Source organism: Microbacterium sp. X-17 (assembly GCF_039615055.1).
This window is the reverse complement of the sequence record NZ_JBDHNI010000007.1, coordinates 233,143-256,485: the sequence shown is the minus strand read 5'-3', so window position 1 is coordinate 256,485 and position 23,343 is coordinate 233,143. Positions and strand designations below refer to the sequence as shown.

20 protein-coding genes are annotated in these 23,343 nt (G+C 71.2%); 14 read left to right on the top strand and 6 right to left on the bottom strand.

Going from position 1 to position 23,343, the window contains the following annotated elements:
- Positions 1–16: 16 nt before the first annotated feature.
- Positions 17–1,393 (top strand): glucose-6-phosphate dehydrogenase, encoded by a 1,377-nt coding sequence (locus ABCS02_RS30230; protein ID WP_345839418.1) that lies wholly within the window; start codon positions 17–19, stop codon positions 1,391–1,393.
- A gap of 69 nt (positions 1,394–1,462) precedes the next feature.
- Here ABCS02_RS30230 and ABCS02_RS30225 read toward each other — a convergent pair whose 3' ends face one another.
- The gene (locus ABCS02_RS30225; RefSeq protein ID WP_345839417.1) at positions 1,463–1,936 is read right to left on the bottom strand and encodes a hypothetical protein; all 474 of its coding nucleotides are present in this window, start codon (positions 1,934–1,936) and stop codon (positions 1,463–1,465) included.
- 98 nt (positions 1,937–2,034) lie between these two features.
- Complete coding sequence (locus ABCS02_RS30220; protein WP_345839416.1) at positions 2,035–2,232, bottom strand: hypothetical protein; 198 nt, start codon at positions 2,230–2,232, stop codon at positions 2,035–2,037.
- A gap of 77 nt (positions 2,233–2,309) precedes the next feature.
- On the opposite strand from ABCS02_RS30220, the gene ABCS02_RS30215 reads away from it, so the two are divergent.
- Positions 2,310–3,464 carry an SLC13 family permease gene (locus tag ABCS02_RS30215; RefSeq protein WP_345839415.1) on the top strand — a complete coding sequence of 385 codons (1,155 nt, stop codon included), beginning with the start codon at positions 2,310–2,312 and terminating at the stop codon, positions 3,462–3,464.
- Positions 3,465–3,546: 82 nt separating this feature from the next.
- On the opposite strand, the gene ABCS02_RS30210 is transcribed toward ABCS02_RS30215, so the two are convergent.
- Positions 3,547–5,532, bottom strand: coding sequence for a YhgE/Pip domain-containing protein (locus tag ABCS02_RS30210; RefSeq protein WP_345839414.1), 1,986 nt, complete (start codon positions 5,530–5,532; stop codon positions 3,547–3,549).
- The gene (locus ABCS02_RS30205; protein WP_345839413.1) at positions 5,529–8,450 is read right to left on the bottom strand and encodes an MMPL family transporter; all 2,922 of its coding nucleotides are present in this window, start codon (positions 8,448–8,450) and stop codon (positions 5,529–5,531) included. The genes ABCS02_RS30210 and ABCS02_RS30205 overlap by 4 nt, the downstream gene beginning before the upstream one ends.
- Positions 8,451–8,589: 139 nt before the next feature.
- Here ABCS02_RS30205 and ABCS02_RS30200 point away from each other — a divergent pair, with 139 nt between their 5' ends.
- Together ABCS02_RS30200 and ABCS02_RS30195 are read left to right on the top strand one after the other, a co-directional pair.
- Entirely contained in the window at positions 8,590–9,252 is a 663-nt protein-coding gene (locus ABCS02_RS30200; RefSeq protein WP_345839412.1) for a helix-turn-helix domain-containing protein, read from the top strand.
- Positions 9,253–9,301: 49 nt separating this feature from the next.
- Positions 9,302–10,174, top strand: a complete 873-nt coding sequence (locus tag ABCS02_RS30195; RefSeq protein ID WP_345839411.1) for an SGNH/GDSL hydrolase family protein — start codon at positions 9,302–9,304, stop codon at positions 10,172–10,174.
- Here ABCS02_RS30195 and ABCS02_RS30190 read toward each other — a convergent pair.
- Positions 10,086–10,982, bottom strand: coding sequence for a sugar phosphate isomerase/epimerase (locus ABCS02_RS30190; RefSeq protein ID WP_345839539.1), 897 nt, complete (start codon positions 10,980–10,982; stop codon positions 10,086–10,088). The two genes, ABCS02_RS30195 and ABCS02_RS30190, sit on opposite strands and share 89 nt — an antisense overlap.
- Before the next feature lie 183 nt (positions 10,983–11,165).
- On the opposite strand from ABCS02_RS30190, the gene otsA reads away from it, so the two are divergent.
- The 6 genes from otsA to ilvC all read left to right on the top strand — a co-directional run bounded on the left by otsA (position 11,166) and on the right by ilvC (position 18,710).
- The gene (gene otsA, locus ABCS02_RS30185) at positions 11,166–12,638 is read left to right on the top strand and encodes an alpha,alpha-trehalose-phosphate synthase (UDP-forming) (RefSeq protein ID WP_345839410.1); all 1,473 of its coding nucleotides are present in this window, start codon (positions 11,166–11,168) and stop codon (positions 12,636–12,638) included.
- Between the two features lie 12 nt (positions 12,639–12,650).
- Complete coding sequence (otsB, locus tag ABCS02_RS30180) at positions 12,651–13,460, top strand: trehalose-phosphatase (RefSeq protein ID WP_345839409.1); 810 nt, start codon at positions 12,651–12,653, stop codon at positions 13,458–13,460.
- Positions 13,461–13,532: 72 nt separating this feature from the next.
- On the top strand, positions 13,533–15,227 hold the full coding sequence (gene ilvD, locus ABCS02_RS30175; protein WP_345839408.1) for a dihydroxy-acid dehydratase: 1,695 nt from the start codon (positions 13,533–13,535) through the stop codon (positions 15,225–15,227).
- Positions 15,228–15,283: 56 nt separating this feature from the next.
- Complete coding sequence (locus ABCS02_RS30170) at positions 15,284–17,089, top strand: acetolactate synthase large subunit (RefSeq protein WP_345839407.1); 1,806 nt, start codon at positions 15,284–15,286, stop codon at positions 17,087–17,089.
- Between the two features lie 5 nt (positions 17,090–17,094).
- Positions 17,095–17,604, top strand: a complete 510-nt coding sequence (ilvN, locus tag ABCS02_RS30165; protein ID WP_185277752.1) for an acetolactate synthase small subunit — start codon at positions 17,095–17,097, stop codon at positions 17,602–17,604.
- 77 nt (positions 17,605–17,681) lie between these two features.
- Entirely contained in the window at positions 17,682–18,710 is a 1,029-nt protein-coding gene (ilvC, locus tag ABCS02_RS30160; RefSeq protein ID WP_345839406.1) for a ketol-acid reductoisomerase, read from the top strand.
- Positions 18,711–18,790: 80 nt separating this feature from the next.
- Here ilvC and ABCS02_RS30155 read toward each other — a convergent pair whose 3' ends face one another.
- The gene (locus tag ABCS02_RS30155; protein ID WP_345839405.1) at positions 18,791–18,979 is read right to left on the bottom strand and encodes a DUF1918 domain-containing protein; all 189 of its coding nucleotides are present in this window, start codon (positions 18,977–18,979) and stop codon (positions 18,791–18,793) included.
- Between the two features lie 77 nt (positions 18,980–19,056).
- Here ABCS02_RS30155 and ABCS02_RS30150 point away from each other — a divergent pair, with 77 nt between their 5' ends.
- The 4 genes from ABCS02_RS30150 to ABCS02_RS30135 all read left to right on the top strand — a co-directional run bounded on the left by ABCS02_RS30150 (position 19,057) and on the right by ABCS02_RS30135 (position 23,342).
- On the top strand, positions 19,057–19,803 hold the full coding sequence (locus ABCS02_RS30150; protein WP_345839404.1) for a copper homeostasis protein CutC: 747 nt from the start codon (positions 19,057–19,059) through the stop codon (positions 19,801–19,803).
- Between the two features lie 105 nt (positions 19,804–19,908).
- The gene (serA, locus tag ABCS02_RS30145; RefSeq protein WP_345839403.1) at positions 19,909–21,501 is read left to right on the top strand and encodes a phosphoglycerate dehydrogenase; all 1,593 of its coding nucleotides are present in this window, start codon (positions 19,909–19,911) and stop codon (positions 21,499–21,501) included.
- Between the two features lie 171 nt (positions 21,502–21,672).
- A complete protein-coding gene (locus tag ABCS02_RS30140; RefSeq protein WP_345839402.1) occupies positions 21,673–22,038 on the top strand; it encodes a YciI family protein in 366 nt (121 codons plus the stop codon).
- A gap of 56 nt (positions 22,039–22,094) precedes the next feature.
- Positions 22,095–23,342 (top strand): sigma-70 family RNA polymerase sigma factor, encoded by a 1,248-nt coding sequence (locus ABCS02_RS30135; RefSeq protein WP_345839401.1) that lies wholly within the window; start codon positions 22,095–22,097, stop codon positions 23,340–23,342.
- Position 23,343 lies beyond the last annotated feature (1 nt).

Below are 23,343 nucleotides of genomic sequence, written 5' to 3'. Positions count from 1 at the left end.
CCGTACTGTGAAGCGCATGACGCAGTCCGTGGGCACTCTGGTGATTCTCGGAGCGAGTGGCGATCTGTCGTCCAGGCTCCTCCTCCCTGCCATCGGGCAATTGCTCACCCACCACCCGGAACGGCGTTTCCACCTGGTCGGCTCCGGGGCCGAGGACTGGTCGGACGCGCACTGGCGCTCGGTCGTGAAGAAGTCGTTCAGGACCGTGAAGGCCGCCGGCCCGGCGGTGGAGGAGCTGCTCAAGCGCACCGTGTACCTCCCGGCGGACGTGACGAAGCCCGCCGACCTGCAGACGATCTTCGACGCCTGCGAGGGCGTGCCGGCGCTGTACTTCGCCCTGCCGCCGGCGATCACCGCGAAGGCGTGCGAGGCGCTCGGCAAGCTCTCACTGCCGGCCGGCCTGACGCTCGCGCTGGAGAAGCCGTTCGGCACCGACAAGCGCTCGGCCGTCGCGCTCAACAAGCGGCTCGCGACGCTCGTGCCGGAGGACCAGATCCACCGTGTGGACCACTTCCTCGGCAACTCGACGGTGCTCAACCTGATCGGCCTGCGTTTCGCGAACAGCATCCTGGAGCCGGTGTGGAACGGCGACCACATCCAGAGCGTCGACATCGTCTACGACGAGTCGCTCGGGCTGGAGGACCGCGCCCGCTACTACGACCACGCCGGCGCGCTCATGGACATGATCCAGAGCCACCTGCTCCAGGTGCTGGCGGTGTTCGCGATGGAGCCGCCCAGCGCGCTCGACGCCACCGACCTGCGCGACGCGAAGGCGACGGTGCTGCGCGCGACCCGGGTGTGGAAGGACGACCCGGTGGCCGCGAGCCGCCGTGCCCGCTACACCGCGGGAACGGTCGATGGGAAGAAGCTCCCCGCGTACACGAACGAGCCGGGCGTCGACCCCGCGAACGACACGGAGACGCTCGCCGAGATGACCGTGCAGATCGACACCTGGCGCTGGGCCGGGGTTCCGTTCACCCTGCGCTCGGGCAAGGCGCTCGGCTCACGCCGGCGCGAGATCCTGGTCACGTTCAAGCCGGCGCGGCACATCCCGCGCGGGCTGCGCGGCCACCGCGATCCGACCATGCTGCGCATCATGCTCGCGCCGGACGCGATGTCGCTGGAGCTCAACATCAACGGCCCGGACGACCCGCACGAGATCGAGCGCGTGGCGCTCAGCGCGAACTTCGGGCCCGGGCTGCTGCTGGCCTACGCCGAAGTGCTCGAGGGGATCCTCGACGGCGACCCGTCGCTCTCGGTGCGCGGCGACACCGCCGTCGAGATGTGGCGAATCGTCGCCCCCGTGATCGCCGCGTGGAAGAAGGAGGAGGTCCCGCTCGACACCTACCGCGCCGGCTCCGGAGGCCCCGCCTCCTGGAAGCACATCGGCTGACCGTCGAGACGGCGCACTCTCCGTCGTCTTGCGCGGTTCAGGCGCACTTTGCGCCGCCTCGCGGGCGGGTCAGGCTGCGGAGCGCTCGGGGATCGCGGGGAGCTCGCCGGTGACGGGCTTGCGGAGGTCGGTCCAGACGGTGATCGGGGCGGGCTCCCAGCCGAACGCGGCGGGCTCCGCGTGCTCCTGCACCTCGTGCTGCTGCACCTCGGCGACCGGGGCGGCCTCCTCGATGGCGACGACCTCGGCGGGAGCGCGGTGCTGCGGCTCGGACGCGACCACGACGGCGGCCTCGCCGGCCTCCAGACGGCGGCGCGCCTCCACCAGGGCGGCGGTGATGCCGACAGAGACGGACTGCGAGAGGACGGAGTGGAAGATGGAGTCGGTGTCGTCGGTGGAACGGCGCGACACGGTCCATTCGCCGCGTTCGCCGATCAGCTCGGCGATCTTGGCGTGGACGACCTCGAGGATCTGAGCATCCGTGAGTTGAGGAACCGGCGCCGCCTGCACCTCGGCGGCGGCATGCCGCCTACGACCAAACATCGCGATACCCCTTCCAGGTTCTCCGTCAAGAACCAGTGTCGGGGCGCAGGGGCCTCACGACGCGCGGACACGCCGGAAGAATCGCGGAAATCGTGCGGTCAGCGCCCGATTTCGCGCTCGTCGGCCTCCCGGGACTCCTCCAGGACGGTCCCGACCGCGATCACGATGCCGATCGCCGCGCTGATCCACATGAGCACCACCCGCCAGTCGCGCCGGCCCTCCTTGGTCTCCTGGATCGTGGACCACAGTCCGATGACCGCGCTGATGATCGCTCCGTTGAAGATGAACTTGCGCATCCGCGTCCTTTCGCTCGTCCCGCCAGGGTACGCTTCCGAAGGCGCTCGGTTGAAGGCGGCGCGTGGAGAGGAGTGGGATGCGGACGGCGATCGTCGGCGCTGTGCTGCTCCTCCTCGGTGCTGTCGCAGTGCTCACCGGCCTGCTGCCCGGCGCGGACGCGCTGGCCCTCTGGGACCGTGTCTGGCCGATCCTGCTCTTCGTGGTCGCGGTGACGGTGGTGACCGAGCTGGCCGCGGAGGCCGGCGTGTTCACCGTGGTCGCCCAGCAGACCGCGCGCTGGGGCCGAGGGCGGGCGTGGCTGCTCTGGCTGCTGGTGGCCGTCGTCGCGACGCTGAGCACCATCTTCCTGTCGCTCGACACCACCGCTGTGCTCCTCACGCCGGTGGTGATCGTGCTGGCCAGGCACTCCGGACTGGACCCGCTCCCGTTCGCGCTGACCACGGTCTGGATCGCCAACACCGGCTCGCTGCTGCTCCCGGTCTCCAATCTCACCAACCTGCTCGCCCAGCACGCGATGGGGAACCCGACCCCGTTCGCCTTCGCCGCCCTGATGTGGGCGCCAGCGCTCGTGGCGATCGTCGTGCCCCTGGTGGTCGTGTTCCTGATCTCGCGGAGGCAGCTGCTGGTCCGCTACGAGACGGGGCCGGAGGACGGCATCGAGGACCCCGCGCTGTTCTGGATCGCCGCCGCGGTGGTGGTCGCGCTGATGCCGCTGCTGGTCTCCGGCATCCCGGTGTGGATGCCGGCCTCCGGCGCGGCGGTCGTGCTGCTGGCGGTCTTCGCGGTGCGCCGGCGCTCGGTGCTGCGGTTCGGGCTGCTGCCGTGGCAGCTCGTGCTGCTGGCGTCGGGGCTGTTCCTGTTCATCGAGGCGCTGCACGCGAACGGCCTCGGGACGCTGCTGGCGCGGGTGTCCGGCTCGGGGGAGTCGCCGCTCGCGCTGCTGCGGCTGTCGCTGACCGGGCTGGTCGGCGCCAACGCCATCGACAACCTCCCGGCCTACCTCGCTCTGGAGCCGGCGGCCGGCAGCCCTGTGCGGCTGGCGGCGCTGCTGATCGGCGTCAACGCCGGTCCGCTGATCACGCCGTGGGCGTCGCTGGCGACCCTGCTGTGGCACCAGCGGCTGACGTCGTTCGACGTCCGCATCCGCTGGGGCCGCTACATGCTCCTCGGCCTGATCGTCGCGCCGGTCACCGTGGTGCTCGCCACCCTCGCGCTGGCCGCCGCCGCCTGATCCCTGCCGTAGCGGGGTCCCGACACGCCGTTACGCGGCGCGCGACGCGGCGTGTTGCGACCCCGCTACGGAGTGGCGGGCGTCACTCGGCCGGCAGGAGTTGCGCGGCCGTGACGATGCGCCGCCGCGCGACCGCCGCGAGCGCCAGCGCGAAGCCGATCGCGGTCCAGATCAGCAGGCCGCCGAGCCCCCGCCAGACCCCCGTCGACCCGTCCACCACTCCCTGCAGGGCCGTGATCGCGGGCGACGTCGGCAACCACGCCGTCACGCTGTCGAAGAAGCCGGGAGCGGTCGACACGATCCCGGAGGCGAGTGTGATCACGACCACCAACATCGACAGGAACCGCCCGAGGCCGCCGAGCAACGCCACGAGCCCATGGTTGACCGCCGCGAAGCAGACCGCGGCCGCCGCCGCCACCCCAGCGAAGCCGAACCACGCGCCGACACTCAGCTGCATGGCCGGCTGCATGATCGCCGCTACGAGCACGCCCTGGACGACGCCGATCGCGGCCGCCGGCAGGAGCCCGTCCGAGGCGATCAGCCCGGCCGCGCGCGAGGTCAGCAGCGCGCGGCGCGAGATCGCCTGCAGCACCAGGAACGACGCGAACGCACCGAGCCACAGCGCGACCGACGCGAACAGCGGGACGCTGGAGGTCCCGAACTCCGTGGTCCCGGACTGCTTCTGACCGACCGGCTGCGAGGCGACCGACGCCAGGTTGGTGCGCTGGCCCGCGTCGTAGCTCGGGAGCTGCGCGACGGCCTGGTTCAGGCCGGAAGCGAGGGAGGCCGCTCCCGCCGCGGACTGGTCGGCGCCGGACGCGAGCGCGGGGACGCCCGCCGCGAACTGGTGCACGCCGGCCGCGTACTGGGACGCGCCGTCCGCCGACTGCTGGACGCCGGAGGCGAGCTGCTGCGCGCCGGAGGCCGACTGGGACGCTCCGGACGCGAGCTGCTGCGCAGCCGACGCCGACTGGGCGAGCTGGCCCGGCAGCGGCGCGACGCTGCTCGAGAAGGTCTGTGCGCCGGCGGCGACCTGGGTCGCGGCGGCCTGGAGTCCCTTCGTAGGGTCCGGGTTCGTGATCCCGTCGATGGTCGCCTGGATGCCGGCACAGATCGGGTCCGGAGTGGCGCCGACACCCGGGTGCACCAGCGTGCAGTTCGCTTCGAGTTTCTGCAGGCCGGCTACCGTCGCGGCGACGCCGTCCCGCACCCCGGCCGTGCCGGTCGCGAGCTGGGCCGCTCCCGCCGGGAGCTGCTGCGCCGCGGTCGCCCCCTGCGCGACGCCGTTCGCATACTGGGTCATCCCGTCGGACAGCGTCCCGAGCCCGCTCGCCAGCCCCGACGCGCCGCCGGAGAGCTGACCGAGCCCGCTCGCGAGCGAGTCCGCTCCCGTGGCGAGCTGGTTCGCCCCGTCGGCGAGCTGGTGGGTGCCGCTCGCGAGCTGCGTCAGCCCGGTCGAGAGCGATCCCGCGCCGGAGGCCGCCTTGGCGAGCTGGTCGTGCAGCGAGTTGAACCCGACGTACACGTTCTCCAGGTAGGTCGTCGTCAGCTGCTTGTTGAGCACGCCCGTGGCGGTCGTGGTCACGGCCTGGCTGATCGCCGGGTCCACGAGCTTCGACTTCTGGCTCGTGCGCACGTCGATGGTCGCCTGAGTGGCGGCGCCGGAGGTCCCCGCGGTGGAGGTCGCCGCCTTCGAGAAGTTCTTCGGGATGGTCACCACGGCCACGTAGCCGCCGTCGGCGATGCCCGCGCTCGCGTCCTTCTGGTCGGTGAGCACCCACGTGAAGTTCTGGTTCTTCCCGCCGAGCAGCCCCGCCGCCATCTGCCGGCCGAGCGGCACGACTTGGCCGTTCACGGTGACCGGCTGGTCGAGGTTGACCACGGCGGCCTTCACCTCGCCGAGGCGGTCGGTCGGGTTCCAGAGCGCCCACACCAGCAGGCCGCCGATGACGAGCGGCACCAGGACGATGCCCACGATGGTCAGCCAGGTCACCCGCTTGTCGGAGCGCATCCGCTCCAGCGAGAACAGCGAGCGCGGGCGGCGCAGGAGCGAGGTCGGGGTGGTCATCGGGCGTCGGCCTTCTCGAGGTGGGCGGCAGGGTGGTGGTCGGCGTCCGCGGGCGCGGTCGCGGTCGCCGGGGGAGCGGAGGCGGTGCCGTGCGCCGCCCCGTCGGAGTCGACGGCGAGCTGCACCGCGGTGGGCTCTGCGGTGTCGGGGAGCAGGTCGTCCAGCCCGGCCGGGTCCACGCAGCTCACGACCAGCGCGAACGGCCGGCCGGCGGCCGAGGCGTCGGCGAACGCGCGGCCGAGCTCGACCCGCACCCTCCGCCGCTCGACGGGGTCCGTGAGGCTGTCGGCCTCGTCGAGCGCGAGGATGACCGGGGAGCTCGCGAGCGCACGGCGCACGTCCTCCACCGGCGTCTCGGCGTGGTCGAGCCGGACCACGGAGGTCCGCGAGCGCACAGCCGAGCCGCGGGTCGGGAGGACGAAGCCGGCGACCTTGACCGTCCCGCCGTCGACGCGCGTGCGGCCGGTGACGGCCATCAGCAGCGCGAGGGCGGCCGTGCGGTCCGGCCCGTGCACGACCAGGGCCTCCCCGTCGGCAAGCCGGAAGCTCACGTCGCGCAGGATCGGGGTCCGCCGCGCGCTGACCGACAGGCCGTCCGCCGCGGCGATGCTCCGGGAGCCCGGCGCCGGCCAGTCGGCCAGCTCCAGCTCCTTCTGCAGCCCGTCGCCCTCCACGTCGAACGACGGGAGCACGCGGTCGAGCCAGCGCGGCATCCACCACGCCTTGTCGCCGAGGAGCTGCAGCACGGCAGGCACGAGCGTCATCCGGACGATGAACGCGTCCACGAAGACGCCGACGGCGAGGCCGAGCGCGATCGGCTTGATCGACGCGTCGCCCTCCGGCACGAACGCCGCGAACACCGAGATCATGATGATGGCCGCCGCCGTGACGACCTTGGCCGAGCCGACGAAGCCGCTCTGGATGGCGCGGCGCGCGTCGCCGCCGTGCACGTAGTCCTCGCGGATGCGGCTGACCAGGAAGACCTCGTAGTCCATCGCCAGCCCGAACAGCACGCCCATCAGGATGATCGGCATGAAGCTGATCACCGGCCCGGTCTTGTCCAGGTGGACCGCGTCCCCGAACCAGCCCCACTCGAACACCGCCGTGACCGCGCCGAAGGCGACGCCGACCGACAGCAGGTAGCCGAGCGCGGCCTTGATCGGCACGGCGATCGAGCGGAAGACCATCGTCAGCAGCACGAGGGAGAGCCCGACGACGAGGATGCCGAACGGGAGCAGCGCGCCGCCGAGCCGGCTGGAGACGTCGATCTGGGCCGCGGTCGTCCCGGTCACCTTGAGGTCGACGCCGTACTCGTCGAGGAAGTGCTGGTGCTTCGACCGCAGCTCGGAGACGAGCTGGGCGGTGCGCGGGTCGTCCGGCGCCGTGGTCGGGACGACCTGCACGATGCCGGTGTCGGCGTTCTGGTTCGGCGTGGAGAGCGGCACAGCGGCGACGCCGGGGAGGTCGGCGATCTCCGCGCCGAGCTTCTTCATCAGGCCGAGCGGGTCGTGGCTGGAGATGATCGAGCCCGTCACGATCAGCGGGCCGTTGTAACCCGGCCCGAAGTGCTCCGACACCAGGTCGTAGGCGATGCGCGCCGGGTCGTCCTTGGGGTGCGATCCGGCGTCCGGGAGGGCGAGGCGGAGCTGGAGCGCGGGCACGGCCGCGATGCCGAGGGCCACCACGACGGCGACGACGGTCACGATCGGGAAGCGCGTGACGGCGCGCACCCAGGTGCGGAAGGGTCCCTTGGGGATGTCGGCCTTCGCGGCGTGCGCGAGCGACGGGTTGGCGCGCGTCGCGGGCTCCGGAGCGGGCGTGGCGGCCTCCGCGCCGGCCGGTTCGGCCGCCGCCGCACGCTTCGCCGCCCGCTCGGCCCGCCTGGCCGCGCGGTGTCCCGGCGTGATCCGCGACCCGGCGAAGCCGAGGAACGCCGGCGTCAGGGTGAGCGCGACGAGCACCGCGATGCCGACGGCCACCGAGGCCGCCAGCCCCATCGTGGTCAGGAACGGGATGCCCGCCACGGCGAGCCCGGCCAGCGCGATGATCACCGTGATCCCCGCGAAGAGCACCGCGGACCCCGCCGTCGCCACCGCGCGGGCGGCGGACTCCTCCGGATCGACGCCCGCCTTCAGCTGGCTCTGATGCCGCGAGATGATGAACAGCGAGTAGTCGATCCCGACCGCCAGCCCGAGCATCAGGGCCAGCAGGGGCGTGGTCGACGAGATCGGACCGAACAGCGTCGCGATGAAGATCAGCGCCATCGACAGCCCCACGCCGAGCAGGGCGGTGGCGAGCGGCATCCCGGCCGCGAGGATCGACCCGAACGTGATGATCAGGACGACGATCGCGATCAGCAGCCCGACGCCCTCCGTCGGCGAGATGGTGGGCAGGTTCTGCGAGAAGAGCTGGCCGCCGACCGCGGTCTGCGAGCCGGACGGCAGCTCCTTCTGCAGCGCGGCGCCCGCGTCCTTGATGGCGGTCTTGGTCTCCGCCGGGACGGTCGTCTGCTGACCGTGGAGCTGGACGGTGATGATCGCGGCCGTGCGGTCGTCCGAGATGAGGTTCTTGACCGTCGTGCTGTACGGGGAGGTCGTGCCGGCGACCCCGTCGGTCTTCGCCAGGTCGGCGACGGTGCTCTCCACCGGGTCCTGGATCGCGGCCTGGTCGACCGTCTCGCCCTTCGGCGCCACGACGACGATCTGCGCGCTGGTTCCGCTGACCTGCGGGAAGGTCCGGCTCAGCGTGTCGAGCGCCTCCTGCGACTCCGTGCCCGGGATGCTGAACGTGTTGTCCGTGCCCTGGTTGAAGGCGACGGCGCCGCCGGCGAGGAGGACGAGCAGCAGCAGCCACATCGCCAGGACCAGCTTGCGGGCACGGAAGGCCCAGCGGCCGATCGAATACAGGAGCGAGGACACGCGTTCTCCAGCAGTGGAAGTGAAAAGGGACGACGGCGGGGGACCGACCGTCGAAGGGTTTCGATACACCGTCGTATCCGATGCCCGACTGTATCGGATACACTCGTGTATCGGGAACTCGGCACAGGAAGGTTTCAGCTTGAACAGCACGGCTCTCAGAGACGACGCGCCTGTCGAGTCCGCACGCCGGCAGCGCACCCGCACCCGCCTCCTCGACGCGGCCTTCGACGTCTTCGCCGAGCAGGGCGTCAAGGCCGCGAGCGTCGAAACGATCGCGGAGGCGGCGGGCTTCACGCGCGGGGCGTTCTACTCCAACTTCTCCAGCAAGGAGGAGCTCTTCTTCGCCCTGATGGAGCGCGAGAAGACCATGCGCCTTGAGCAGCTCGACGCCGGCGTCGAGCAGTTCCTGCGGCCGTTGGTCGGCTCCGGGGGCGTCGAGCTGGACGACGCGGATGTCCTCCGCACGATCACCCGCATCCTGGAGCTACAGTCCGACGACCGCCGCTGGTGGCTGGTGCAGTCGGAGTTCCTGCTGCTCGCCCTGCGCGACCCGGCGATCTCCGCGGACTTCCTGCGCTACCAGGACGGCTTCTTCCAGGAGCTCACCGAGACGGTCGTCGCCGCGCTCGCCAGTGCCCGGCGCCGGTTCACCATCGACCCGGAGGAGGCGGTGCGCGTCATCGCCGAGCTGTGCGCCAACGGGGAGGCCAGGGCCCTGCTCTCCGGCGACGAGCGGAAGTTCGCCGAGCGGCTCTCCGAGTCCGTCCCCGCGATCCTGCTGGCCCTCACCGAACGGATCTGACCGCGCAGGTCTGATCGAACGCCGAGCCTCAGCGGGTAACGTGTGCTCGATGCGTTACCGACTGCTCCGTCCGGCTCTCACGACTGCGCTGTGCGCGGCCGTGCTGCTGGTCGTCGCCGCGTGCGCAGCCCCCGCGGATCCGGAGGCGACGCCCGGCGCGGCCGCGAGCGCCACGCCGTCCCCGAAATCGACGCACGACCCGTTCCCGAAGCAGCCGCTCACCGCGCAGACCCGGTACGTCGCCCTCGGCGACTCGTTCGCCGCCGGGATGGGCGGGGGAGACGAGACCGGCAAGTGCCGCTCCAGCCCGTTCAGCTACCCGAGCGTGTTCACCCGCGACTCCGGGGTCGACCTGGTGGTCAACGCCTCGTGCGCTGGAGCGACGACCTCCGACCTCCTCAAGCACCAGCTCATCGCGCTGGACGACCGCACGGAGTTGGTCACCGTGAGCATCGGCGGCAACGACCTCGGCGTGGCCGCCATCGCGGCCGAGTGCTCGTCGGGCAAGGCGGTCGCCTGCCGCAACGGCGTCTCCTCGGCGCTGTCGCTGCTCAACGTCCTCCCGGAGCGGCTGGCGGCGGTCTACGCGGCCATCCACCTCGCCGCCCCGAACGCCCGCATCGTCGTCACGGGCTATGCGGTGGTGTTCGACAACTACGACCCGAAGTCGCCCAGCTTCGGCACGGACACCGCGATCAACGCGGCGACGCTCGGCCTCAACCAGACCATCTCGGACGTCGTGGACTCCCAGCGGGCGCAGGGCGTGCCGATGACCTACGTCGGCGTCGACTTCGCCGGGCACGGCATCGGCTCGAAGAAGCCGTGGCTGAACCTCAGCGGGACCGACGCCTTCCACCCGACCGCAGCGGGCTACGCGCAGTACGCGAACGCGCTGGTGCGGCTGCTGGGCCGAGCGAAGTAGCGCGCTCGTCCTCGGCCGCCCCGCCGGCGATGCCGGCGCGCGCGAACTCCAGCGTCTCGCGGAGCATGGCCGCCCGCTCACCGGCGTCGCGGGCCTTGCGCGTGTTCACCTCCGCGACGATCGAGCCGTCCCAGCCCGAGGCCGAGAGCGAGCGCAGCACTTCTGCGACCGGCTGGCTGCCGCGCCCGGGGATGAGGTGCTCGTCGAACACGCGCGAGTCGTCCAGCGGGCCGGAGCCGTCGCACAGGTGGACGTGGCGCAGCCTCCCGCCGAGCTGGTTCGCGAGGTCCAGCCCGTCCACCCCGCTCAGCGCTGCGTGCGAGAAGTCGAGGGTGACCGCGTCGCAGTCCATCCCGACCGGGTTCCAATGCGGGACGTAGCCGGCCATCGACCGGCCGGCGACCTTCCACGGGAACATGTTCTCGACGGCGACGGTCACGCCGGTCCGCGCGGCAGTGGACCGGACGAGGCCGAGGAAGTCCTCCGCGTAGCCGGACTGCCAGCGGAACGGCGGATGCACGACGACCGTGTCGGCGCCCAGCTCTGCGGCGAGCTCGGCCGACCGCTCCAGCTTCACGCCGGGGTCGCGTCCCCAGACGAAGTGTGTCAGCAGCAGGACGGGTGCGTGCACGCTCAGGATGCGCGTGCCGTAGCGCTCGGCAAGCCTGCGGAGGGGCTCGGCCGACTGCGTCCGCTCGTCGCGGGTGACCATGACCTCCACGCCGTCGTAGCCCAGCTCCGCGGCCGTGCGGAAGGCCGTCTCGACCCCGAGCGGGTAGACGCAGGTCGTGCCCATGCCGATGCGCATCACGACCGCAACTCTAACCACGGCGCCTGAACGGGCAGTGTCCTGGGAGGGAACGCGCACCGGTGGCGGCCGGACCCCGCGCTGGTACTGTGGCAGGCAGACCATCGCATCAACTGGGGGAGTTGACCCACCATCAGCCAGACGTCCGAAACCGCAACGACAGATACGTACGACCTGGTGATCGTGTCCAACCGACTGCCCGTGGACCGCGTGGTCGACGAGGCGGGGCAGGCGACCTGGCGGCCGTCGCCCGGCGGGCTGGTCACGGCCCTGCAGCCGGTCATGCGCGCGGAGGACGGCGTCTGGGTCGGCTGGGCCGGCGTCGCGGGCGAGGAGATCGAGCCCTTCGAGGCCGACGGCATCAGCATCCTCCCGGTCGCGCTCAGCGAGCAGGAGCTGCAGGAGTATTACGAGGGCTTCTCCAACGACACGCTCTGGCCGCTCTACCACGACGTCATCGCGCAGCCGAGCTACCACCGCGAGTGGTGGGAGAGCTACGTGCGCGTCAACCGGCGGTTCGCCGACGCGGCCGCGGGCGTCGCCTCGCACGGCGCGGTGGTCTGGGTGCACGACTACCAGCTGCAGCTCGTCCCGGCGATGCTGCGGGAGGTGCGGCCGGACCTCGTCATCGGCTTCTTCAACCACATCCCGTTCCCGCCGTACGGCATCTACTCGCAGCTCCCGTGGCGGCGGCAGATCATCGACGGCCTCCTCGGCGCCGACGTCATCGGTTTCCAGCGGGTGGCCGACGCGGGCAACTTCTCCCGTGCGATCCGGCGATTGAAGGGCTACGAGACGCGCGGCCCCATCATCGAGGTGCCGATCGACAGCGACGACCCCGAGGCGGGCTCGCACCGGCACGTGACCACCAACCGGCACGGCGGCCTGGTCCGCACCGTGCTGGCGCGGGCCTTCCCGATCTCCATCGACGCCGACGCCTACCAGGAGCTCGCCCGACGGCCGGCCATCCAGGAGCGCGCCAGGGAGATCCGCGAGGAGCTCGGCAACCCCGAGACGATCATGCTCGGCGTCGACCGGCTCGACTACACCAAGGGCATCGGCCACCGGCTCAAGGCCTTCGGCGAGCTGCTGCGCGAGGAGCGCCTGAGCGTGGAGGACGTCACCCTCGTGCAGGTGGCGAGCCCCAGCCGCGAGCGCGTGGAGACATACCGCCAGCTCCGCGACGAGATCGAGCTCACCGTCGGCCGCATCAACGGCGACTACGCCACCCTCGGCCACACGGCCGTCGCCTACCTCCACCACGGCTACCCCAAGGAGGAGATGGTCGCGCTCTACCTCGCCGCCGACGTCATGCTGGTGACCGCTCTGCGCGACGGCATGAACCTGGTAGCCAAGGAGTACGTGGCGACGCGCGTGGACGAGGACGGCGTGCTGGTGCTCAGCGAGTTCGCGGGCGCCTCCGACGAGCTGCGCCAGGCCCTCCTGATCAACCCGCACGACATCGAGGGCCTGAAGGACACCATCCTGCAGGCGGTCGCGATGCCGAAGCGCGACCGCGTGCGCCGGATGCGCGCCCTGCGCAAGAAGGTCCTCACCAACGACGTCGCGCGCTGGTCCGCCAGCTTCCTGGAGGCGCTCACCCGCAGCGCCCACGGCGATCACCCCCTGCAGAACCCGCCGGTCAACCGGCGCTGACCCGAGAGCCCGATGACAGACACCGCACCCTCCGCCCAGCCCGCCGCCATCGCCCTCGCCACCGCCGTCGCGCGGCTCGCCGGCGCCGAGCGGCTCCTGCTCGCGCTCGACTTCGACGGGACGCTCGCGCCGTTCGTCGACAAGCCGAAGTCGGCGCGCGCCCTGCCGGAGGCCAAGGCCGCCCTCGACCGCCTCGAAGCACTGCCGGACACCTGGGTCGCATACGTCTCCGGCCGGCCGCTGTCCAGCCTGGAGATCGTCACCGAGGCCGACGAGGACGCCCTGCTCATCGGCTCGCACGGCGTGGAGATCCGCTTCGGCCGCGACGGGGTCTCCCTCGACCTGACCGACGAGGAGCGCGCGACGCTGGAGAAGCTGGGCGAGACGCTCGGCGCGCTGGTCGACAGCGTCCCCGGGACGCGCCTGGAGGTCAAGCCGGTCGGCTTCGGCGTCCACTACCGGCTGCTGGAGGGCGAGGAGGGCGCGGCCGTCGTGGCCCGCGCCTACGAGGCCACGGCCGCGGTCAGCGACGCGCTGACGATCCGCGACGGCAAGGACATCATCGAGTTCTCGGTCCGCGGCGCGAACAAGGGCGACGGCATCGAGCGCCTCCGCGAGTACACTCACGCGACCGCCGTCCTGTTCGCTGGCGACGACGTCACCGACGAGGACGGCTTCGCCGTGCTGCGGCCGGCTGAGGGCGACCTCGGGATCAAGGTCGGGGACGGCGAGACGGCGGCGCAGTTCCGCGTGGCCGACGAGCGGGCGGTCGCGGTGCTGCTGGGGCTGCTGGCGGACGCGCGGTCCTCCTCCACAGCCTGACCCGATCGGGGGCTTGTCCACCGCTTCCGACTCATGGCCGGACCGGCATCCAAACGGTCCTAGAGTTGTCACATGCCAGAGATCGATTGGAAGCCGCGCTCTCGCGTGGTCACGGACGGAATCGAAGCCACCACGAGCCGCGGGATGCTGCGGGCCGTCGGCATGGGCGACGCGGACTGGGAGAAGCCGCAGATCGGCATCGCCAGCTCGTGGAACGAGATCACGCCCTGCAACCTCTCGCTCGACCGCCTCGCGCAGGGCGCGAAGGAGGGCGTGCACTCGGGAGGCGGCTACCCACTCCAGTTCGGCACCATCTCGGTCTCCGACGGCATCTCGATGGGCCACGAGGGCATGCACTTCTCGCTGGTCTCCCGCGAGGTCATCGCCGACTCCGTCGAGACGGTGATGATGGCCGAGCGGCTGGACGGCACCGTCCTCCTCGCGGGCTGTGACAAGTCGCTGCCCGGCATGCTCATGGCGGCCGCCCGGCTCGACCTGTCCGCGGTCTTCCTCTACGCGGGCTCCATCGCGCCCGGCTGGGTCAAGCTCAGCGACGGCACCGAGAAGGACGTCACGATCATCGACTCGTTCGAGGCGGTCGGCGCGTGCAAGGCCGGCAAGATGAGCGAGGAGGACCTCAAGCGCATCGAGTGCGCCATCGCCCCGGGCGAGGGCGCCTGCGGCGGCATGTACACCGCCAACACGATGGCCTCCGTCGCTGAGGCGCTCGGCATGAGCCTCCCGGGCTCCGCCGCGCCGCCCTCGGCCGACCGCCGCCGCGACTACTTCGCCCACCGCTCGGGCGAGGCCGTGGTCAACCTGCTCAAGCAGGGGATCACCGCGCGGGACATCCTCACCAAGAAGGCGTTCGAGAACGCGATCGCGGTTGCGATGGCCTTCGGCGGCTCGACCAACGTCGTGCTCCACCTGCTGGCCATCGCGAACGAGGCCGAGGTCGAGCTCACCATCGACGACTTCAACCGGATCGGCGACAAGGTGCCGCACATCGGCGACCTCAAGCCGTTCGGCAAGTACGTCATGAACGACGTCGACCGGCACGGCGGCGTCCCCGTCGTCATGAAGGCCCTGCTCGACGCGGGCCTGCTGCACGGCGACTGCCTCACCGTGACGGGCAAGACCGTCGCCGAGAACCTGGCGGAAATCAACCCGCCCGCGCCGGACGGCAACGTCATGCGCTCGCTCGACAACCCCATCCACCCCACCGGCGGCCTCACCATCCTCAAGGGCTCGCTCGCCCCGGAGGGCGCGGTCGTCAAGACGGCCGGCTTCGACGCCGACGTGTTCGAGGGGCCCGCACGCGTCTTCGAGCGCGAGCGCGGCGCGATGGACGCCCTGACCGAGGGCCGCATCAACGCGGGCGATGTCGTCATCATCCGCTACGAGGGCCCCAAGGGCGGCCCGGGGATGCGCGAGATGCTCGCGATCACCGCCGCCATCAAGGGCGCAGGGCTCGGCAAGGATGTACTACTATTGACGGACGGACGATTCTCAGGCGGCACAACCGGCCTGTGCATCGGCCACATAGCACCCGAAGCGGTGGACGCAGGTCCCATCGCCTTCGTGCGCGATGGTGATCTGATACGGGTCGATATCGCGGCTCGCTCCCTCGACCTACTTGTCGACGAGTCAGAGTTGACCGCCCGCCGTGACGGCTGGGCGCCTCTTCCTCCGCGCTATACCCGTGGCGTACTCGCGAAATACTCCAAGCTCGTGCACTCCGCTGCGGAGGGCGCGGTCACGGGGTAGCCCTTCGCCCCACCTCAGATTCATCAACCGCTTCGCACGTTAGGGATCGATAAGGCATGACGCCGGATGCAACCCCCAGTTCAGTGTTGCCCCCCGCGGCGCCCGGAAAGGCGTCGCCCGAAATCCTGACCGGCTCCCAGTCGGTCGTCCGCACCCTCGAGCTCCTCGGCGTCACCGACGCCTTCGGGCTGCCGGGCGGTGCGATCCTCCCCATCTACGACGCGATCATGGACTCGTCCGTGATCCGCCACATCCTGGTCCGGCACGAGCAGGGCGGCGGCCACGCGGCCGAAGGCTACGCCGTCGCCGCCAACAAGGTCGGCGTCGCCCTGGCGACCTCCGGCCCCGGCGCGACCAACCTCGTGACCGCGATCATGGACGCGCACATGGACTCCGTCCCCGTCGTGTTCATCACCGGCCAGGTGTTCTCCACGCTGATGGGCACGGACGCGTTCCAGGAGGCCGACATCGTCGGCATCACCATGCCGATCACGAAGCACTCCTTCCTGGTCAAGAAGGCCGAGGACATCCCGGCCACCATCGCCGCGGCGTACCACATCGCCGGGACGGGGCGACCGGGCCCCGTGCTGGTGGACATCACCAAGGACGCCCAGCAGAACGCGGTGCCGTTCGTCTGGCCGCCCAAGATCGACCTGCCCGGCTACCGCCCGATCACCAAGGCGCACGGCAAGCAGATCCTCGCCGCGGCCCAGCTGATGGTCGAGTCCAAGAAGCCGGTGCTGTACGTCGGTGGCGGCGTGATCCGCTCGCGCGCCTCGCAGGAGCTCCTGGAGCTCGCCGAGGCGACCGGCATCCCCGTGGTCACCACGCTGATGGCGCGCGGGGCGTTCCCCGACACGCACACGCAGCACCTCGGCATGCCCGGCATGCACGGCACGGTGCCCGCAGTGCTCGCCCTGCAGGAGTCCGACCTCATCGTGTCGCTCGGAGCCCGCTTCGACGACCGGGTGACCGGAAACACCTCCCTCTTCGCGCCGGACGCGAAGATCGTGCACGTCGACGTCGACCCCGCCGAGATCTCCAAGATCCGGGTCGCCGACGTCCCCATCGTCGGCGATGCCAAGGACGTCATCGTCGATCTGACCGCGGCCTACCAGGACGCCACCCGGGCCGGCGCGCCCGACCTGGTGGAGTGGTGGACGTACCTCAACGGCCTCCGCGAGGAGTTCCCGCTCGGTTACACGCCCACCAGCGACGGCCTCCTCGCGCCGCAGTACGTCATCCAGCGGATCGGCGAGCTGACCGGGCCGGAGGGCGTCTACACCGCCGGCGTCGGCCAGCACCAGATGTGGGCGGCGCAGTTCATCAAGTACGAGCGCCCCAACTCGTGGCTGAACTCCGGCGGGGCCGGCACGATGGGCTACTCGGTGCCGGCGGCGATGGGCGCGAAGGTCGCCCAGCCCGACCGGGTCGTGTGGGCGATCGACGGCGACGGCTGCTTCCAGATGACCAACCAGGAGCTGGCCACCTGCACGATCAACGACATCCCGATCAAGGTGGCGATCATCAACAACTCGTCGCTCGGGATGGTGCGGCAGTGGCAGACGCTGTTCTACGACGGCCGCTACTCGAACACCGACCTCAACACCGGCCACGACACCGTGCGGGTGCCCGACTTCGTGAAGCTCGCCGAGGCGTACGGCGCCCTCGGCATCCGCGTCACGAAGGAGGAGGAGGTGGACGCCGCCATCAAGCTGGCGCTGGAGACGAACGACCGTCCGGTCGTCATCGACTTCGTCGTCAGCGCGGACGCGATGGTGTGGCCGATGGTGCCGCAGGGCGTCAGCAACAGCTACGTGCAGTACGCACGCGACCACAGCCCGTCCTTCGGAGAGGAGTGACCCCCATGAGCACACACGTTCTGAGCCTCCTCGTCGAGGACAAGCCCGGTCTGCTGACCCGGGTCGCCGGCCTGTTCGCGCGGCGCGGCTTCAACATCCACTCGCTCGCGGTGGGCACGAGCGAGGTCGACGGCCTCTCGCGCATCACGGTCGTCGTGGACGTCGAGGAGCTGCCGCTGGAGCAGGTCACCAAGCAGCTCAACAAGCTGATCAACGTCATCAAGATCGTGGAGCTGGACCCGGCGCAGTCGGTCCAGCGCGAGCACCTGCTCATCAAGGTGCGGGTCGACAACTCGACCCGCAGCCAGGTGCTGGAGGCGGTCAACCTCTTCCGCGCCCGCGTCGTCGACGTGGCCACCGACGCCCTCGTCATCGAGGTCACCGGCGACAGCGGCAAGACCCAGGCGCTGCTCAAGGTGCTGGAGCCGTACGGGATCAAGGAGATGGCGCAGTCCGGCCTCCTCGCGATCGGCCGCGGCGGCAAGTCCATCACCGAGCGCGTCTTCAAGAATTGAACCCGCCCTTCGGGCGGCGAAAGAACTAAGGCCCGACCCCGGGCGTCAGAACCACATCAAGAAGGAGAACCCACACAGTGGCTGAGATCTACTACGACAACGACGCGGACCTCTCGATCATCCAGGGCAAGAAGGTCGCGGTCATCGGCTACGGCTCGCAGGGCCACGCGCACGCGCAGAACCTCCGCGACTCGGGCGTCGAGGTCGTCATCGGCCTCAAGGCAGGCTCGAAGTCCACCCCGAAGGCCGAGGAGGCGGGCTTCCGCGTCCTCTCCGCCGCCGACGCGGCCAAGTGGGCCGACGTCGTCGTCATCCTCGCGCCCGACCAGGTGCAGCGGAACCTCTACAAGGACGACATCCAGGCCAACCTGGAGGAGGGCAACGCCCTCGTCTTCGGCCACGGCTTCAACATCCGCTTCGGCTACATCGAGGCCCCCGAGGGCGTCGACGTGATCATGGTCGCCCCCAAGGGCCCGGGCCACACCGTGCGCCGCGAGTACGAGGCAGGCCGCGGCGTCCCCGTCATCGTGGCCGTCGAGAAGGACGCGACCGGCAACGCCTGGCCGCTCGTCCTCTCCTACGCGAAGGCCATCGGCGGCCTCCGCGCCGGCGGCATCAAGACCACCTTCACCGAGGAGACCGAGACCGACCTGTTCGGCGAGCAGGCCGTGCTGTGCGGCGGCGTCTCGCAGCTCGTCCAGTACGGCTTCGAGACCCTCACCGAGGCCGGCTACCAGCCGCAGGTCGCCTACTTCGAGGTCCTGCACGAGCTCAAGCTCATCGTGGACCTGATGTGGGAGGGCGGCATCGCCAAGCAGCGCTGGAGCGTCTCCGACACGGCCGAGTACGGCGACTACGTCTCCGGCCCGCGCGTGATCGACCCGCACGTGAAGGAGAACATGAAGGCGGTGCTCTCCGACATCCAGGACGGCACCTTCGCCAAGCGCTTCATCGCCGACCAGGACGCGGGCGCGCCCGAGTTCCTGGAGCTCCGCAAGAAGGGCGAGCAGCACCCCATCGAGGCCACCGGCCGCGAGCTGCGCAAGCTCTTCGCGTGGAACGCCTCGAACGACGACGACTACGTCGACGGAGAGGTCGCGCGCTGATCGCGACGCGCTGAGCTACGGCATCCCGGACGGGGCCGCACCGGAGGATCGGTGCGGCCCCGTCCGCTGTCTGCACGCCGCTACGCGGCGCTATGCTCGATGACCGCGTCCGTCCCCGGGTAGACGAGCGTCTCGTGCCCGTCGTCGAACCGCACCAGGTAGGGCGGTGCGCCGTCCGCGCCGCGTACCTCGACCACCTCGCCCCAGCGGTCCGCCGACTCGACATGCGTGCCCCGGATGCAGATCCGGTCTCCGGTCGTCGCCTGCATGACGGCCTCCTCCCTGAACCCTCGCTTCCGACGTTACGCCGGGGCCGCCGTGGCGGGAATGCCGCTATCGTGGCCGCATGCCCGAACCCCGTCGCACCGCCGTCGAGATCGCCGTCCAGGATGTCGCGGGGGTGCGCGTCGCGCTCGCGGAGGGCGCCGACCGGGTCGAGCTGTGCGTCGCGCTGGGGCTCGGCGGGCTGACCCCCTCGGCCGGTCTCGTGCGCGCTGCGGTCGAGGAGGCGCGGGAGGAGGGCCGGACGGGCTTCGTCCACGTCCTGGTCCGCCCGCGCGGCGGCGGCTTCGTCTACGACTCCGACGAGCTCGACACGATCGCCGCCGACATTCGGTTCGCCCGCGAGGCCGGCGCGGATGGGGTGGTCATCGGCGCCCTGGACGAGGCGGGCCGCGTCGACCGGGAGGCCGTCGCCCGGTTCGTGGCGGAGGCCGGCGGGCTCGATGTGACGTTCCACCGCGCCTTCGACACCCTTCCCGACCCGCTCGGCGCGGCCGACGATCTCGCGGAGCTCGGCGTCGCGCGCGTCCTCACCTCCGGCGGGGCGGCACGCAGCATCAACGGCCTCGACGGGCTGCGGGCGCTGGCCCAGCGGGCGGGCGGCCGGCTGCAGGTGATGGCGGGCGGGGGAGTGCGCGTGCAGGACATCCACGCGCTCATCGCCGCGGGCGTCGACGCGGTGCACCTCTCCGCGCGCGAGACGGTGTCCGGTGCGCCCAGCGGGCCGGGCGGCGGGGATGCCGCGTACGACATCACCGACCCGATCACCGTGCGCGAGGCGGTCGCGGCCGTCCGTGACGCCCGGTCGTAACGCGGCGAAAGGCGGCGTTGCGCTCCCGCTAGAGTTAAGCAACCCGCGCACCGACGACTGCTGCGCGCCTTCTCCCAAGCCAGCCTCCCTGTAAGGAACTGCCACGTGACAAAGCCGGTCGTGCTGATCGCCGAAGAACTTTCGCCCGCCACCGTCGACGCCCTCGGGCCGGACTTCGAGATCCGCAGCGTCGACGGAACCGATCGGCCCGCCCTGCTCTCCGCCGTCTCCGACGCGGACGCCATCCTGGTGCGCTCCGCCACCAAGGTCGACGCCGAGGTGATCGCCGCTGCGAACAAGCTGCGCGTCATCGCCCGCGCCGGCGTGGGCCTCGACAACGTGGACATCAAGACCGCCACCAACGCCGGCGTCATGGTCGTCAACGCGCCGACCTCCAACATCATCTCGGCCGCCGAGCTCACCGTCGGCCACATCCTGAGCCTCGCCCGGCACATCCCGGCCGCGCACAGCGCGCTCGCGCAGGGGCAGTGGAAGCGCTCCAAGTACACCGGAGTCGAGCTGTACGAGAAGACGGTCGGCATCATCGGCCTCGGCCGCATCGGAGCGCTCATCACCGCCCGCCTGCAGGCGTTCGGCACCAAGGTGATCGCGTACGACCCCTACGTCACGAGCGCGCGCGCCCAGCAGCTCGGCGTCCAGCTCGTGAGCCTGGACGAACTGCTCACCGAGGCCGACTTCGTCACCATCCACATGCCGAAGACGCCCGAGACCACCGGGATGATCTCCGACGACCAGCTCGCGCAGATGAAGCCGACCGCGTTCGTCGTCAACGTCGCCCGCGGCGGCCTGATCGACGAGGACGCCCTGTACCGCGCGCTCAGCACCAAGAGCATCGCCGGCGCCGGCCTCGACGTGTTCGTGACCGAGCCGCCGACCGAGTCGCCGCTGCTGGAGCTGGAGAACGTCATCGTCACGCCGCACCTCGGCGCCTCCACGGACGAGGCGCAGGAGAAGGCCGGCGTCTCCGTCGCCAAGTCGGTGCGCCTCGCGCTCTCCGGCGAGCTCGTCCCCGACGCGGTCAACGTCGCCGGCGGCGTCATCGACCCGTACGTGCGCCCCGGCATCCCGCTGGTGGAGAAGCTCGGCCAGGTGTTCTCCGGCCTCGCCCACAGCCCGCTGACCAGCATCGACGTGGAGGTGCGCGGCGAGCTGGTCGACTACGACGTCAGCGTGCTGAAGCTCGCGGCGCTCAAGGGCCTCTTCACCAACATCGTCTCGGAGACCGTCTCCTACGTGAACGCGCCGCTCCTCGCCGACCAGCGCGGCATCGAGGTGCGGCTCATCACCGACTCGGTGAGCGAGGAGTACCGCAACCTGATCACCCTGCGCGGCGCGCTCAGCGACGGCTCGCAGGTGTCGGTCTCCGGCACGCTCACCGGCACCAAGCAGATCGAGAAGGTCGTGGAGATCAACGGCTACGACGTGGAGGTGCCGATCGCAGAGCACCTGATCGTCATGGTCTACGACGACCGCCCCGGCATCGTCGCGGTCTACGGCCACGAGTTCGGCGAGGCGCGGATCAACATCGCCGGCATGCAGATCGCGCGGACCTCCGCCGGCGGCAAGGCGCTCAGCGTCCTGACCGTCGACTCGCGCGTCCCGGAGGGACTCCTGGAGAAGGTCCGCGTCGCGATCGACGCCGACCTCCTGCAGGAGATCGACATCACCGAGTCCTGACCCCTCAGGACCCTGCCGAGGGGCACGTTGTTGTCACTTTTCACCGCGAAAAGTGACAACAACGTGCCCCTCGAAAAGTTCTTGTCGCGCACTGTCGATTTCGACGGTTGACTTGCGTCGTAGGGATGTCGCCCGAGTGGGGCGGCGTTCCGACGAAGTGAGGAGACCACGATGTCCGACGAGTACGTTCTGCTCATCCGCGAGCCGAACTGGGACCCCGAGGCGATGACGGCGGAGGAGTGGCAGGCGGGCATGGCCGGCCACAAGGCGTTCCAGGACGCGGTCGTCGCGGCCGGTGAGCGGATCGTCGCCACCGGCGCCCTGCAGCCCGTCACCAAGGCGACCAAGATCACGCCGCGCGAGGGCGGCGCCCCGCTGATCACCGACGGGCCGTTCAGCGAGACCCGGGAGGTCGTCACCGGCTTCTACAGCTACACGGCCTCGACGCCCGAGCAGGCCAGGGAGCTGGCCGCGATGGTGCCGACCGGCGGCTGGGTCGAGCTGTACCCGGTGCTGGTGCTCGACACGGTGCGCTGAGCCGCCGGCCGCGCGAACGGCGGACGGTGGATGGCGTACTGCGGAAGGGCGGGGCCGTGACGGCGGCCTCCCGGATCGAGCGCGCCTACCGGGAGGACGCCGCCCGCATCCTCGGCGCGGTCGCGCGCACGACGGGCGACCTCCTGCTCGCCGAGGACGCGGTGCAGGAGGCGTTCGCGCGCGCCGTCGCCGAGGCGGCGCACGGCCGCGAGCCGCGGAACCCCGCGGCCTGGATCACGACGGTCGCGCGCCGGGTCGCGCTCGACGCGCTGCGGCGCGAGCGGTCCGCCCGGCGCGTCGCTCCGATGCTGGCCGCGGAGGCCGACCGCGCCGAGAGCGCCGCCGCGGCCGAGGCCGAGGAGAGGGGTGAGGAGGCGGTGTTCATCGGCGATGAGCGGCTGGACCTCATCCTGCTCGTCGCGCATCCCGACCTCGCGCCGGAGACGCGCGTCGCGCTGGCGCTGCGGCACGTCTGCGGTGTGCCGACCGCGCGGATCGCGGACGCCTTCCTGGTCTCCGAGACCACCATGGCCGCCCGGCTCACCCGCGCCAAGAAGCGCGTCCACGACTCCGGCCTCCGGTTCGCCCTCGACGACGCGGCGGCGGTCGCGCAGCGGATGCCGGACGCGCTGACCACGATCTACCTGCTCTACACGGTCGGGCACGCGACCGCGGACGACCGGCTGCGGGCCGACGCGATCGCTCTCGCCCGCGACGCGCACCGGGTGGCGGGTGACGCCGAGAGCGCCGGGCTGCTCGGCCTGCTGCTGCTCACCGAGGCGCGCCAGGCGACGCGGCTGACCGCGGACGACGAGTTCGCGACGCTGCGGGAGGCCGACCGGACGCGCTGGAACGTGGCGATGATGGTGGAGGGGGAGCGGCTGGCGACCACCGCGCTCGCGGGCAGCGGCGACGGTGACGGCCGCTACGGCCTCCAGGCGGGTATCGCCGGACTGCACGCCATCGCGCCGACCTGGGAGGCCACCGACTGGCCCGCGATCGTCCGCCTCTACGACGGGCTGGTGCGGGTCTGGCCGAGCACCTCTGCGCGGCTCGGCCGGCTGGTCGCGCTCGGCCACAGCCCGGACGCCGGGCCGGAGGTCGCCCTCGCCGCCCTCGACGCCGAGCCCGACCTGTTCGTCGGTCCGCTGGCCTCCCGGGCGCACGCGGCGCGCGCCGAGCTGCTGCGGCTCGCGGGGGACCGTGCCGGGTCCGAGGTCGAGCTGCGGCGCGCGATCGGGACGACGGACGACGACCGCACGCGCCGGTCGCTGCTGCGGCTGCTCGCCGCGGGCGGCGTCTGAG

Bases quoted from the DNA above. Each gene is read 5' to 3' on its own strand.
- ABCS02_RS30195 (WP_345839411.1), top strand. From the start codon at position 9,302: ATGCGTTACCGACTGCTCCGTCCGGCTCTCACGACTGCGCTGTGCGCG.
- ABCS02_RS30225 (WP_345839417.1), bottom strand. From the start codon at position 1,936: ATGTTTGGTCGTAGGCGGCATGCCGCCGCCGAGGTGCAGGCGGCGCCG.
- ABCS02_RS30215 (WP_345839415.1), top strand. From the start codon at position 2,310: ATGCGGACGGCGATCGTCGGCGCTGTGCTGCTCCTCCTCGGTGCTGTC.
- ABCS02_RS30170 (WP_345839407.1), top strand. From the start codon at position 15,284: ATGACGCCGGATGCAACCCCCAGTTCAGTGTTGCCCCCCGCGGCGCCC.
- ilvN (WP_185277752.1), top strand. From the start codon at position 17,095: ATGAGCACACACGTTCTGAGCCTCCTCGTCGAGGACAAGCCCGGTCTG.
- ABCS02_RS30230 (WP_345839418.1), top strand. From the start codon at position 17: ATGACGCAGTCCGTGGGCACTCTGGTGATTCTCGGAGCGAGTGGCGAT.
- ABCS02_RS30150 (WP_345839404.1), top strand. From the start codon at position 19,057: ATGCCCGAACCCCGTCGCACCGCCGTCGAGATCGCCGTCCAGGATGTC.
- ABCS02_RS30155 (WP_345839405.1), bottom strand. From the start codon at position 18,979: ATGCAGGCGACGACCGGAGACCGGATCTGCATCCGGGGCACGCATGTC.
- ilvD (WP_345839408.1), top strand. From the start codon at position 13,533: ATGCCAGAGATCGATTGGAAGCCGCGCTCTCGCGTGGTCACGGACGGA.
- ABCS02_RS30190 (WP_345839539.1), bottom strand. From the start codon at position 10,982: ATGCGCATCGGCATGGGCACGACCTGCGTCTACCCGCTCGGGGTCGAG.
- ABCS02_RS30210 (WP_345839414.1), bottom strand. From the start codon at position 5,532: ATGACCACCCCGACCTCGCTCCTGCGCCGCCCGCGCTCGCTGTTCTCG.
- ABCS02_RS30220 (WP_345839416.1), bottom strand. From the start codon at position 2,232: ATGCGCAAGTTCATCTTCAACGGAGCGATCATCAGCGCGGTCATCGGA.
- otsB (WP_345839409.1), top strand. From the start codon at position 12,651: ATGACAGACACCGCACCCTCCGCCCAGCCCGCCGCCATCGCCCTCGCC.
- ABCS02_RS30140 (WP_345839402.1), top strand. From the start codon at position 21,673: ATGTCCGACGAGTACGTTCTGCTCATCCGCGAGCCGAACTGGGACCCC.